The sequence below is a fragment of the Aeromicrobium sp. genome, from assembly GCF_049586495.1.
Classification (GTDB): Bacteria; Actinomycetota; Actinomycetes; order Propionibacteriales; family Nocardioidaceae; genus Aeromicrobium.
This window is the reverse complement of record NZ_JBAVCB010000101.1, coordinates 1-13,443: the sequence shown is the minus strand read 5'-3', so window position 1 is coordinate 13,443 and position 13,443 is coordinate 1. Positions and strand designations below refer to the sequence as shown.

The following is a 13,443-nucleotide window of genomic DNA, read 5'->3' as shown; positions in this document are numbered from 1 at the left end:
GGAACTCGTCCGGGCCGATCTCGAAGGTGTAGCCGTATCCGCCGGTGGCGTTGTACGACCAGTCCTCCGTGGTGCCCGTGGTGTCGTACAGCTCCCAGCCGTGGATGTTGCGGTAGCCGTTGGCAGCGGTCATCTTGGCGCCCAGCGCCTTCAGGCCCGCCTCGTCGGGCGCATCGCCCACAGGGTTGCCGTCGGGACCGATGGTGTCCGGGTGCACGCCGTTGGGCCGCAGCACGAGGTTGGAATAGGTGTGGTTCGAGATCAGCGTCGTGACCTGTCGGGAGCTGACCAGCTCCTGAACGTTCTGGGTCTCTGGCTCCGAGAACGGTCCCGCACCGCGGTAGGTGGGATCAGCGTTGACGTCCGAGGCTCCCGGACCGCCCCAGAATCCGCCGTAGTTGCGGTTCGGATCGACGCCGATGCCGAAGCCGCCGGGGCTGGTGAGGCTCGTGGCCCGGCAGGTGCCGTCGGGAAGGTCCTGACCGTCGACGGCACGGCAGTTCTTGCGCTTGTACGCGTTGCCGGGAGTGGCGAGGTTCGAGGCAAGGCCGCCGTTGTCCACCTCGCGGAGGTCGACGGTGCCACCGTCGGTGCGTGACAGCTCGAAGCCGTCGACGTTGACGACCGGTACGACGATCACACGAGACTTGTCGAGCAGACCGGTGATCCGCTGGTCCGATCCGTAGTTCTTGACCAGGTCGTGGGCGAACTCCATGGCGAGCTCGCCCGATGGCCACTCGCGGGCGTGGTGCACGCCGAGCAGCAGGAACGTCGGGCGTCCGTCCTCGGCGGCGGCGACGTCGCGACCGATCTCGATGCCGTGCACGGTGCGTCCGTCGAGGGACTTGTGCGGCATCTCGATCTGCTTGGCGATCGAGGGATGACTGGCAGCCAGCGCGCTGATGTCCTTGTTGTAGTCAGCCAACGTGCGGTAGGTGTCTCGACCCGACGGCAGCGGCGAGCTCTCGGTGGCAGCGGCGTAAGCGGCGTTCGCCCGGTTGTTCTGGGCGGAGCGCAGATTGAGGTCCGGAATGCGGACGTCGTGGTCGAGGCCGGAGTCGGACAGTCTGGCGAGGTCACCGCCGTTGTGCAGCACCACCTCGATGTAGTCGTGGCCGGCGTGCTCGGTCAGGTCGAGCCCAAGGGTCTGCAACAGCTCCTTGTCGGCTCGGGTCGGGGTGTCGACGGTGACCAGGCGCGGGGCGAAGTCACTGTCACTGGCTTGGGCCGCTCCCCCGACGAGCGCGGGCGATAAGACACCAGCGACGAGCGCGGCGGTGGCCGACGCGATGAGAAGACGGGAACGACGAGATGTGGTGCGCATGTATTGGGCTCCTGTGGGTCGTGATTGTTGGCTTAACGACCCGATCCCGCACTAGTCACGTTGGACTAGAGAAATCTAGTTCTTTCAGCAGGAGTTTCTTTGGCTCGCCGCAGAAGCCACCCGTCGACCGTCAGCCACCTGAACGCCTGCTCGAGCGGGCCGCGCCGCCAGAACCGTCGGTAGACCGCAGCGGCCGTGAACAGCACCACGACTTGCAGGGTCCACCCTTCCCAGCTGCCCAGCGCCACCCTGTCGGAGTCCAGACGCAGACCCCACGTCCAGAGCACGTGGATCGTGTAGAGGGTCAGGCTCATGGCACCCGCCGCGCTGATGGGGGCGACCAACCGCCGCGCTATCGCGGAACGGACCACCAGCCCGGCGAGGCCGAGGACGAGAGCCGCGCTGCCGATGGCGCCGACGACGTTCAGTGGCATCGACGTGTGGGGACCGACGACCCACAGGTCGTCCCACGTGGCCGGCTCGTACGGGTTGCGGTCGAACAGGGCGGCCCAGTCGCGGTCGCGCAGCCACGCCACCGAGAGCGTGGCGACGACGGCGACCACTCCACCCACGGCGAGACGCGCCGCGGTGACGCGGTCGGTGAGATCGAGCCGGCCGATGATCAGACCAGCGAGCAGGTACGCCATCCAGACCACGGCCGGATAGCCACCCCAGAACAACATCGTGCTGATCAGTCGCCACGGATCCTGGACGTCAGACCAGCTCGGTTGCTCGCTGAGGACCGGGTCGTGGTGGATGCGCAGCACCAGAAGGCCCAGGGGGGCGAGCAGGGCCCACGCACCGGTCAGCAGCACGAGCGTGCTGGTGGGTACACCGCGCAGCGGCGCCGCCGACACGATGAGGAGTCCGTAGACAGCGAGGATGATCAGCACGGGCATGTCGCGCAGCGACCCCAGGGACAGACCGAGCAAGACCAGCAGGAGCCCGCGGACGAGCGTGGCCCGGAGCGATCCGGCACCCTCGGGATCGCGCTGCTGGACGAGGGTGAGCGACACCCCGGCCAGAAGGGCGAACAGCACAGCAGCACGGCCCGTGCTGACGATCTCGTTGATCGGTGCAACGTCGCCGATCTGCACCGGCCCCAGGTGGGAGAGCATCATGCCGGCCAGCGCGAGGCCCCGGGCCAGGTCGACCGCAACGACCCGCCCTGACGCCCTCATCGGCTCATCGAGCCCGGAGGCTGGCCACCGTGAGCACCATGTGCTCGATCGCGTAACCCGGATCGGCGCCCCCGCCCTTGACCGCCACGTCCGCATCGGCCACGGCACGGATGGCGCCTGCCAGTCCGGCGGCATCCCAGCCGCTGAGCTGTTGACGCAGGATCCGCAGCTTGAACGGTGGAGCGCCGACGACGACAGCCAGCTCGTTGTCGCGCAGCCCCTGCGGCGCCGACTCCAACCTGGCCAGGGAGCGCAGGCCTGACGCGAACGCGGCCGTGATGACCAAGGGGGCCACCTTGGCCGCCTCGGCCCAGCGCGCGGCCTCCATGGCGGTGTGCAGCTGACCATTGATGGCGGCGTCGGCGATCTCGTAGCCCCGAACGTCGGCTCGACCACCGAAGTAGCGGCGCACCAGCTCCAGGTCGATGGACTGCTGCTGGTCGACGCTCGCGATCAGCTGTGCCGCGGCTCCCGCGAGGGCTCGCAGGTCTTGGCCGACCGAGGCAACCAAGGCGGCGGCGGCCTCCGCGTCGATGCGGGATCCGAGGTCCCGCATCTCCCGTTGCACCCACGAGGTGTAGTCACGCTCGTACTTGGGCTGCTCGACCTTGACCTCGCTGACCGCCGGAATCTTGCGCAGCTTGTCCAGCAGACCCTTGCCCTTGCTGCCGCCCGCGTGCACCAGCACGACCGCGACGTCAGGTGAGGTGTGAGTGGCGTAGTCGAGCAGTTCGCTCTGGGCGACCTCAGGCAGGTCCTGCAGGTCGGTCAGCACGACGGCTGTGGCGTCGCTGAACAGCGACGCCCCGGTGAGTCCGAGGAGCTCACCGGGCTGCAGACCGGATGCGCCGGACTCAGTGAGCTGGCAGCCCGGCTCGGTCTCCAGGACCGCGGCGATGGCCCGCCGACGCGTGCGTTCGGACTCGAACTCACTGGTGCCCGTGATCAAGAGGATCTTGCCAAACGGAGAGGCCACGCGCACAGCCTATCTGCGGCTGACGACGCCCATCGTGCCGTCACGGACCACCACCGCGATGTCGCCGTCCAGATCAGTGCGCCACGCACGCACTCCGCGCTCGCGGAGCATGCGCAGGGCCGTCGACGCCGGGTGTCCGTAGTCGTTGTCCACTCCGGCGCTGATCGTCGCGACCCGGGCGTCCACCGCGTCGAGGAACGGCTCGGACTGACGGGCGCTGCCGTGGTGTGGCATCTTCAGCACGTCCGCGCGCACTGTCGCCCCGGTGCGTAGGAGACGATTCTGCGCGTCGGGTTCGATGTCGCCGGACAGCAGCAGCACGACGCCTCGGACCTGCACGCGCAGGACGACACTGGCGTCGTTCAGCACCGATCCGTCCGTCGAGTCGACCGGCGCCGTGTCGACCGGCCACACGACCTCTGCCACCACGTCGCCGACCGAGAACCGTTGCCCCGCCGCCAGCACGACGGCACCTGGCCCACCGGTCGGTCCGTGCGCGACGCGATCCACTGCTCGACCCTGACGTGCACCTGACCAGCCGTCGATGTGGTCGGCGTGGGCATGCGTGAAGAGGGCCAGCGCGATGTGATCGACCCCGAGTCGGTCCAGACACCGGTCCACCGCTGACGGGTCCGGACCCGCGTCGATGAGCACCGCCGAGGACGACGCAGCCCGCAGCACCGTGGTGTCGCCCTGTCCGACGTCGCAGGCCACCATGATCCACCCCTCCGGCGGCCAGCCGAGCTGCGGCGGTCGCACCATGGCGACCACGAGGCCGAGCGCCACGCCTGCGGCCAGCACCGGACGAGAGACCAGGGCCAGAACGACCACGGTGGCCACCGGAGCCAGCAGGAGCATCAGCTGCCACGGAGCCGACCACTGCAGCAACGCTCCGTCGAGCGAGGCGCAGTGGCGGGCGACAGCGATGATCCACGCGGCGCACCAGCCGGCCGGCCACGCCACGACGTGCGCGACCGGGGTGGAGATCACAGCCATCAGCCCGGCAGCCAGACCCAGCACGGTGGCCGGCGCCACGACCGGGGCGGCAAGCAGATTCGCGACTGCTGAGACGATCGACACCTGACCTGAGATCGCGGTCAGGGCCGGAGTGCAGGCCAGCTGAGCGGCGATCGGCACCGAGATCGCCAACGCCAACCAGCGCGGCATCCAGCGGGTGAGCCGATCGGCGAGCATTGGCGCAAGCAGCAAGATGCCAGCGGTGGCGCACACCGACAGGACGAATCCTGCCGATCCCGCGAGCCAGGGATCGATGAACAACAGGGCCACCACGGCGACGCTCAGCGCCCGCATGCCGCCGGACCCGCCGAACCCGATGGCGGCGACACCCACCACGCCCATCGCCGCAGCCCGCACGACGCTGGGGTCCGGCCGAGCCATCAGCACGAACACCACCACGGTGAGCAATCCGGTTGCCCACAGCGCACGTCGACCCAGGCCAGCACCCCGCACCAGCAACAGGGTGAGTCCGAGGACGATCGTGAGGTTGGTTCCGGACACCGCCATCAGGTGGGTGAGCCCACTGCGCATGAAGTCCTGCTCCATCTGCGAGTCGACCCGAGCGTCGTCTCCGTCGACCAGAGCGGGCAGCAGTGCGCGCGGCCGGGCCGGCAGCGGCTCGACCGCGTCGCGCACACCGTGGCGCAGCCGCTCAGCAGATTCCCACCATGAAGCTCCTGGCTGCACCCTCCCCCGCCGGAGCACGTGCAGCATCGCCACCTCGCGGGTGGCGTCGGTGCGCGACAACCGCGCCACAGCGGCGAAGCGACGCCCCACCACCAGATCGGACGCCTCCCCCTCGACGAAGACAGTGGCCCGTCCGGCGTCGGTGATCTGCTTCCCGCCGACGTCTGCCCGCCGGATCGCCACCTGCACCACCGCCTGGGGCGCCCCATGCTGGGCGAAGGCGATCGCGTCGCGCCGCACGTCCAGCTCGAAGGTGCCGGTTCGACCTGCGGCAGCGAACTCACGCAGTGGGGACGACTCGACCGAGGCGAGCCGCCACGCGCACGAGACGGCCACCAGTCCCACGCAACAGACAGCCACCGCGATGTCCCGCCGCCAACGCGCTGTGAGGACCAACAGCGCCAGGGCGACGAGTGCGACGGCGAGTGCCACCGTCGAGCGATGGGCCCCGAGTGCGGCAGCCGTGGCCCACACCCCGGCTGCTGCTGGGAGCAGGCGCAGATCGTGGCCCGATGTCACGGCACGACGAGATCGCGCAGGTCAGCGAACGTGGCGTCTCCGATGCCCGTGACGTCGAGCAGGTCGTCGACCGTGGCGAAGCGCCCGTTCTCCTCGCGCCAGGCGACGATGGCTGCCGCCGTCACCGGGCCGATGCCCGGCAGCGTGTCGAGCTGTTCGGGCGTGGCCAGATTCAGTCGGATCTTGCCGTCGACCGCATCGCCTCCTGCGCCGTCCGAGGCGGGGCCGACGACGATCTGCTCGCCGTCGTCGAGCACCCTCGCCAGATTCACGCCGGACGTGTCGACCGTGCCCTTGAGTCCGCCGGCCGCTTCGATGGCCTGATAGACACGCGACCCCCGAGGCACGGCGACAATGCCCGGATTCTCGACCTCGCCGACCACGTCGATGACCAGCCGGGTCGGCTCGTCGCTGCCCCCCTCAGGGCCGGACGAGGCCACAGTGACCGGCGGCACGGCATCGCTGCTGTGAGGCCGCCCCGACAACAGCATCCAGCCGAGCAAGACCAGACCGGCCACGGCCAGGACGCCGACCACCCGCAGATGAGCGACCGACAGTCGAGCCCGAGCGACCGTCGCGACTGACGTGTCCATCTCCTCACGAGGCGATGGCAGCTCCGTGTCGTCGCTCAGCATCTCGGCGTCGAAGGCGGCCGCCAGCTGCGCGAGCCTTCGGCGTGCGACCTCGGCCCGGGTCTCGTCGGGCTCGTCCTGCCTCATCCCACGACGCTAGGAAGCCCCGATCAAGGCCGAAACTCCCGCACCTCACGGTGTGGAAATCCCCGCCCGCCGAGTGCCCTGTGGGTACCAGAGCGGACGAACTGATCGGCGGGGGAGATTCAGAGGGGTGTGACGGTGACGGAGACCATGCCGGGGCCGACGTGGGCGCCAATCGAGGCGCCCACTTCGTCGACCGCGACGGAGTCGACGCCGAGCGAGGTCGCGAGCCGGGTCGCGACCTGCTCAGCGACGGCTTCGTTGGCCAGGTGCTGCACGCCGATGGAGTAGCCGTTCGTGCAGGCCTGGACGGCTTCGACCGCGAGCGTCTCCAGCCGAGCCAGTGCCCGAGCCGAGGTGCGCACCCGCTCGAGCGGCACAACCACGCCGTCGGTGATCGTCAAGATCGGCTTGACGGCAAGGGCCGACCCGATCAGGGCAGCAGCTGCGCCGACCCGACCGCCGCGGCGCAGGTACTCCAGGGTGTCGACGTAGAGCGCGATCGTGGTGGCTTCTCCCGCCCGGACCGCTGCCGCAGCAATGGCAGCCGCGTCGCCGCCGGCATCACGGGCCGCTGCGGCTCGACCAGCGGCGAATCCCACGCCCAGGCCGACCTGACCGGAATCGACGACGGTCACGGGTATCGCACACTCACGGGCCGCCACCCGGGCAGATTCCACGGTGCCGGACATCTTGCCGCTCAGGTGCACCGAGACGATGTGCTCGGCCCCGTCAGCGACGGCCTGCTCGTACGCAGCGGCGAATTCAGCCGGCGTTGGCCGAGACGTGCTGACGGGGACGAAGTCCGCCAGTGCCTCGGCGATCATGTCCGACGTGAGCTCGGCCGAGCCTTCCACGAAGGTGTCGGCACCGATGATGACCTTCAGCGGAACCACGACGATGCACTCGCGCTTGGCATCGGCTGACGACAGGCTCGCCGTGGAGTCGGTGACGATCGCGACAGTCATGCGGGCAGCCTAGCCGCCGGGTCGCGCTGGTCCGGCGCGCTCACACGACCACGCTGACGAGCTTGGGAGCCCGCACGATGACCTTGCGAATCGGACGGTCGTCAATGGTGCGCACGACATTGGGCTCGGCGAGGGCCAGGGCCTCCAGCTCGACGTCACTGATGTCAGGGCTGACCTCGATCTTGCCTCGCACCTTGCCAGCCACCTGCACGACGCAGGTGACCGTGTCCGCCGTCAGGTGGGCCGGATCGACCACCGGGAATGAGGCGCGAGCCAGTGACTCCGCGTGCCCCATGCGCGACCAGAGCTCTTCGGCCACGTGCGGCGCGACGGGAGCCAGCATCAAGACCACCGGCTCCAGCACCGAACGCGCCCGCACCTGCTGCTTGGTCAGGTGGTTGGTCAGCTCGATCAGCTTGGCGATCGCGGTGTTGAACCGCAGGCCCTCCATGTCGGCTCGCACCCCCGCGATGGTCTGGTGCAGGTGGCGCAGCATGTCGGCGTCCGGCACCGCGGCGTCGTCCACCAGCAGGTCGCCGCTCGCCTCGTCGACGAACAGGCGCCACAGCCGCTGCAGGAAGCGCTGTGAACCCACCACGGCTCGTGTGTCCCATGGGCGAGACGCATCCAGCGGCCCCATTGACATCTCGTAGATGCGGAAGGTGTCCGCGCCGTACTCGGCGTACATCTCGTCCGGCGTCACGACGTTCTTGAGGCTCTTGCCCATCTTCCCGTACTCACGCTGCACCGGCCGACCCTCGTGTGTCCAGGTACCGTCCTCGTGCTCGACGACCTCCGCGGCCTCGACGTACGTCCCGCGCTCGTCGGTGAAGGCGTACGCCTGGATGTAGCCCTGATTGAACAATCGGTGGAACGGCTCCTCGCTGGACACGTGACCGAGGTCGAACATCACCTTGTGCCAGAAGCGGGCATACAACAGGTGCAGCACCGCGTGCTCCACACCGCCGACGTACAGGTCGACTCCCCCCGTGCCGCCGGCCTCGCGCGGGCCAAGCCAGTACTGCTCGTTCTCTGGATCGACGGCCCGGGCCGAGTTGTGAGGATCCGCGTAGCGCAGCTCGTACCAGGATGAGCCAGCCCAGTTGGGCATCGTGTTGGTCTCGCGGCGATACTGCTGCGGGCCATCTCCCAGGTCGAGGGTGACGGTGACCCAGTCGGTGGCGCGGGCCAGCGGTGGCTCCGGCACACTCGTGACGTCATCGGGCTCGAAGGTGCGGGGCGAGTAGTCCGGCACATCGGGCAGCTCGACCGGCAGCAGGTGGTCCGGCACGGCATGCGGCTGCCCCTGCGCGTCGTACACGATCGGGAACGGTTCACCCCAGTAGCGCTGGCGGCTGAACAACCAGTCGCGCAGCCGGTAGGTGGTCGTGCCCGACCCGTGGCCGTGGTTCTGCAACCAGGTGATGATCGCCGTCTTGGCTTCGGCCACGGCCATGCCGTCCAGCGAAATCGAGTCGTTGGAGGAGCCAATGATGGTGCCTTCACCGGCGTACGCGTGATCGAGACCCTCCTGCTCGGCCACCGTCGGCACGATCGGCAGCCCATAGGACGTGGCGAACTCGAAGTCGCGCTGGTCGCCGGACGGCACGGCCATGATGGCGCCGGTGCCGTAGCCCATCAGCACGTAGTCGGCCACGAAGACCGGCACTCGGTCCCCGGTGACAGGATTCGTCGCGTGGGCTCCGGTGAACACGCCGGTCTTCTCACGATTCTCCTGACGCTCCACATCGGTCTTCGCCGCGGCCGCGACCCGGTAGGCAGCGACTGCCGACGCGGGATCGGCCTCGCCGTTGGTCCAGGTGCGCGGCACGTCGTCGGACCACCCGTCGGGAATGATCGTCGCGAGCAACGGATGTTCCGGCGCCAGCACCATGTAGGTCGCACCGAACAGCGTGTCGGGTCGCGTCGTGAAGACCTCGATGAACGCATCTCGAGACACTGGGAAACGCACGTGCGCGCCGGCCGACCGGCCGATCCAGTTGCGCTGCATCATCTTGACCGATTCGGGCCAGTCGACCCGGTCCAGATCGTCAATCAGACGATCCGAGTAGGCCGTGATGCGCATCTTCCACTGCCGCAGGCTGCGCGTGAACACCGGGAAGTTGCCGCGTTCGCTTCGGCCGTCGGGGGTGACCTCTTCATTGGCGAGCACGGTCCCTAGACCCGGGCACCAGTTGACCGGCGAGTCGTCGATGTACGCGAGCCGTTCGGAATCAATCAGCAACGACCGCTCCAGCGGTTCGAGGTCCGCCCACGCAGCACCGTCAGGGGCAGAGCGCTGACCGGATTCGTACTCGGCTCGCAGCTCGGCAATCGGCCGGGCGCGCTGCGCGTCCTCGTCGTACCAGGATTCAAAGATCTGGAGGAAGATCCACTGCGTCCACCGCACGAAGTCCGGGTCGATGGTCGCGAAGCTGCGTCGATCGTCGTGCGCCAGGCCCAGACGACGAAGCTGGCGCTTCATCGTGGCGATGTTCGCCAACGTGTTGGCACGGGGATGCTCCCCTGTCTGGATCGAGTGCAGCTCCGCGGGCAGGCCGTAGGCGTCGTAACCCAGCGCGTGCAGCACGTTGTCGCCGAGCATCCGACGGAATCGGCCCACCACGTCGGTGCCGATGTAGCCCAACGGATGTCCCACGTGCAATCCTGCGCCCGACGGGTACGGGAACATGTCCATGATGAAGAACTTGTCGCCCAGCGCGCCCGCCTCGTCGGCGCTCACGGCGAGATCGCCCACTGGATTAGCCGCCCAGAATGTGCCCTCGGACTCCCATCGGTTCTGCCACCGCTGCTCGATCTGGTCGGCAAGCGCGGCGGTGTAGCGGTGGGGGGCGTCGGGATCGCTTCCGGACGTCATCTCAGGCGTGGTCACCCGCGGAATTCTACGGGTCACGGCCGCCGGGCCCACGGGGCGCAGCCCGTCGGGGCGTCCACGACCTACTTCTGAGGGTCGTCTACGACGTTGCGCAGAACTTCTCCACCTTGTGGGTCGGGCCGGAGATGATCAGCTCGTCGGTCGGCCCGAGGACGGTTTCGGCGCGTGCGTACTCGAAATCGTGCTTGCCAGACTTGACCGCCACGATCGTGATGCCGAACGAGGCTCGCAGCTGCGCGTCCTGCAAGGTCTTGCCGTGCGAGGACTCCGGGGCTCCGGTACGCGCAATCGCGAAGTCGTCGAACTCGACGAAGTCGGTCATGGAACCTGCGACCATGTGCGCGACTCGCTTGCCCATCTGCGACTCCGGTCGGATCACGTAGTGAGCCCCGACCCGCTCGAGGATCGCCGCATGCTTGCCGCTGACGGCCTTGGCCCACACCTCATCGACGCCGAGGTCCAGCAGGCTCAGCACGGTCAACACACTGGCTTCCAAATCCGTGCCGATGCCCACGACCGCGACGTCGAACTCCTCGGCGCCGATCTGGCGCAGCGCCTCGGTGTCGGTGGAGTCAGCCGCGATGACGTGCGTGAAGTCGCTGGCATATCGCTGCACGATGTCCGTGCGTTCGTCGACGGCCAGCACCTCGTGGCCCATCGAGGTGAGCGACCGCGCCACCGAGAACCCGAATCGGCCCAGCCCGATGACGAGAACTCTGTCGCGCGACGGCGACTTGCCGTTTCGACCACTCGAACTCTTCTTTGAAGATGTTGCGTGGCTATCCAATGATCGGTTGCTCCTCGGGAAGGTGGTAGCGGGGTGTCCGCCGCCGCAAGATGAAAGCACCTGCCGCAGCAATGGTGCCCACTCGACCGATGAACATCAAGACGATGATGACCAGCTGTGCCGTCGGAGGCAGGGTTCCGGTGATCCCGGTGCTGAGTCCGACGGTCGCGAACGCCGACGTGCACTCAAACAGTGCCGCATCGAAAGCGACATCGGTCAGCATCATCACCGAGAACGTCGCGACGGTCACCAGCATGACCGCAAGCAGCGCGATCGAGATCGCCGTGCGCACCACCTGGGCGCCGATCGACCGGCTGCCCACCGTGATGTCCGGGTCTCCTCGCAGCTCGGCGAGGATCACGTACGCCAGCAGCAGGAAGGTGGTGATCTTGATCCCGCCGGCCGTGCTGGCGCTGCCGCCGCCGATGAACATCAAGATGACGCCCATGTTGAGCGTCTCGGGGCGCACGGCCCCCCACTCGAAGCTGTTGAGACCGCCCGACCGCGTCATGACGCTGCCCTCGATGCCGGTCACCAGCTTGTGGCCGAACGACTCGTTGCCCAGCGTCGCGGGGTTGGACCACTCCAGAGCGAGGAACATCACCGCACCGATGATCAGCAGGGCGACCGACCCCCACACGGTGAGCCGCGTGTGGATGGTCCACTTGCTGGGTGTGCGCCAGCCCTGAAACAGCTCGGCGAGGACGGGGAATCCCACGGCTCCGATGAACACGGCGGCCGACACGGGGAGCAGGACCAAGCCGTCCCCGGCGTACGTCGTGAGGCTGTCGGTGTTCAGCGAGAATCCGGCGTTGTTGAATGCCATGACCGCATCGAAGATGCCGTGCCACAGCGAGGTGCCCCAGTCCTCGAAGTACGCACCTCGATACCGGAAGGTCAAGATCACCGCGGTGACGGCCTGGAAGAACAACATCGTGATCGCGACGCGACGAAACAGCGGGCGCACCTCGCCGATGTTGACGACGTGCATGTCGGCCTGAGCCACCAGTCTGGTGCGAATGCCCAGACGTCCGCCGATGAACAGGCCCAGGACGGTGGCCAGGGCCACGATGCCCAGCCCGCCGATCTCGACCAGGATCACGATGATGACCTGGCCGGCCGGAGACCAGTAGCTGCTGGTGTCGACGGTCGACAGACCGGTCACCGTGACGGCCGACGACGACGTGAACAGTGCCGGCATGAACTGGGGCCCGCCCGAGCCCGCGCGGGTGAACGGCAAGAGCAGCAGCAGGGTGCCCAGGATGATCAACGCGAGGAAGGTGAGGGGAAGCAGCCGCACCGGGTGAGCGATGGCAGCGGGAATACGCAGCCGTGGTGGTCCGGGCATGCCGCGACGGTACCGCGCCGCCGGACCCGGGGAGGAGCAAGACGCCCTGACGATACGGTGTCGGGGTGAGTTCTCCACCGAAGATCGCCGTTGCCATCGTGACGTTCAACCGTTCGGGCTTCCTGCGCGAGCTGCTTTTGAGCGCCGCCGCCATGGACACCGCGCCGTTTCGCATCGTCATCGTCGACAACGCCAGCACCGATGACACCCAGCAGGTCATCGCCGATGCGTCCGCCAGCTTTCCCGACGGCATGCTGATTAATCATCGGCTGGACACCAACACCGGCGGATCGGGCGGATTCAGCGAGGGCACCCGCGTGGCCCTGGAGCTCGGTGCCGACTGGGTCTGGCTGATGGACGACGACGTCGAGATCCTGCCCGACGCCCTTGAGCAGTTCGCTCCGTGGATGCAACGGTTCAAGGTCATCCACGGTCGACGCTACGACTTCGACGGCACACCGTTCTACTGGCAGGCCAAGTTCAACGAGTTTCTCGGCGTGCCACTGCCCTACAGCGGCAAGCAGTTCAACCGCGACGGCTTTGCGATCACGAACTCCGGCACCTTCGAGGGCATGCTCGTGCACGCCGACGTCGTGCGTCAGATCGGTCTTCCCGATCCGCGCTTCTTCATCTCGTGGGATGACGCTGCCTATGCCTGGCTGGCGGCCCAGCACACCAAGGTCGTCTACGTCGACGCTTTCGTGCTCAAGCGCAAGCGTGAGCAGAAGCAGGTCAATCTCGGCGTCCGTCACCTCAACGACGGCAGCCCGCTGTTCCGCTTTCACGTCATCCGCAACCGCGCCTACATCGGCTTGTACTTTCGCGAGTACGGCAAGCTCAATCGATTCGGCTTCGGCCTCGGCACGGCGTTGACGTTGGCCAAGGAGATCTTCCGACTCGTCGTCGTGCAGCACACGCTCAAGGGCTTGGGCGATCTGGTCCGCGGCTTCCGCGCCAATCGGGCGCTGTGGCGCGACACCAGCTGGAAGCCCATGGACCCCGCCGACGTCCCGGCCGCCCTGCC

10 protein-coding genes are annotated in these 13,443 nt (G+C 67.9%); 1 reads left to right on the top strand and 9 read right to left on the bottom strand.

Annotation, left to right across the window (positions count from 1 at the left end):
• The 9 genes from WB508_RS05750 to WB508_RS05710 form a co-directional block, all read right to left on the bottom strand.
• On the bottom strand, positions 1-1,324 hold a 1,324-nt coding region (locus WB508_RS05750; RefSeq protein ID WP_423843924.1), incomplete at its 3' end, for a M14 family zinc carboxypeptidase.
• Between the two features lie 65 nt (positions 1,325-1,389).
• A complete protein-coding gene (locus tag WB508_RS05745) occupies positions 1,390-2,505 on the bottom strand; it encodes a DUF418 domain-containing protein (RefSeq protein ID WP_423843923.1) in 1,116 nt (371 codons plus the stop codon).
• A 4-nt stretch (positions 2,506-2,509) separates the two neighbouring features.
• Entirely contained in the window at positions 2,510-3,481 is a 972-nt protein-coding gene (gene holA / locus WB508_RS05740; RefSeq protein ID WP_423843922.1) for a DNA polymerase III subunit delta, read from the bottom strand.
• 9 nt (positions 3,482-3,490) lie between these two features.
• A complete protein-coding gene (locus WB508_RS05735; RefSeq protein ID WP_423843921.1) occupies positions 3,491-5,704 on the bottom strand; it encodes a ComEC/Rec2 family competence protein in 2,214 nt (737 codons plus the stop codon).
• Positions 5,701-6,423, bottom strand: coding sequence for a helix-hairpin-helix domain-containing protein (locus WB508_RS05730; protein ID WP_423843920.1), 723 nt, complete (start codon positions 6,421-6,423; stop codon positions 5,701-5,703). Before WB508_RS05730 ends, WB508_RS05735 begins: the two co-directional genes overlap by 4 nt.
• A gap of 119 nt (positions 6,424-6,542) precedes the next feature.
• Positions 6,543-7,388, bottom strand: a complete 846-nt coding sequence (locus tag WB508_RS05725) for a DegV family protein (protein WP_423843919.1) — start codon at positions 7,386-7,388, stop codon at positions 6,543-6,545.
• Between the two features lie 40 nt (positions 7,389-7,428).
• Positions 7,429-10,281, bottom strand: a complete 2,853-nt coding sequence (gene leuS, locus WB508_RS05720; protein ID WP_423843918.1) for a leucine--tRNA ligase — start codon at positions 10,279-10,281, stop codon at positions 7,429-7,431.
• 82 nt (positions 10,282-10,363) lie between these two features.
• Positions 10,364-10,990, bottom strand: a complete 627-nt coding sequence (locus WB508_RS05715; protein ID WP_423843925.1) for a potassium channel family protein — start codon at positions 10,988-10,990, stop codon at positions 10,364-10,366.
• A 73-nt stretch (positions 10,991-11,063) separates the two neighbouring features.
• Complete coding sequence (locus WB508_RS05710) at positions 11,064-12,419, bottom strand: TrkH family potassium uptake protein (RefSeq protein WP_423843917.1); 1,356 nt, start codon at positions 12,417-12,419, stop codon at positions 11,064-11,066.
• A gap of 65 nt (positions 12,420-12,484) precedes the next feature.
• Between WB508_RS05710 and WB508_RS05705 the strand changes: the two genes are divergently transcribed.
• On the top strand, positions 12,485-13,443 hold a 959-nt coding region (locus tag WB508_RS05705), incomplete at its 3' end, for a glycosyltransferase (protein ID WP_423843916.1).

What these genes read in the sequence shown, in the direction of transcription:
- WB508_RS05745 (WP_423843923.1), bottom strand. Translation starts at nt 2,505, where the DNA reads ATGAGGGCGTCAGGGCGGGTCGTTGCGGTCGACCTGGCCCGGGGCCTC.
- WB508_RS05710 (WP_423843917.1), bottom strand. Translation starts at nt 12,419, where the DNA reads ATGCCCGGACCACCACGGCTGCGTATTCCCGCTGCCATCGCTCACCCG.
- WB508_RS05725 (WP_423843919.1), bottom strand. Translation starts at nt 7,388, where the DNA reads ATGACTGTCGCGATCGTCACCGACTCCACGGCGAGCCTGTCGTCAGCC.
- WB508_RS05730 (WP_423843920.1), bottom strand. Translation starts at nt 6,423, where the DNA reads ATGAGGCAGGACGAGCCCGACGAGACCCGGGCCGAGGTCGCACGCCGA.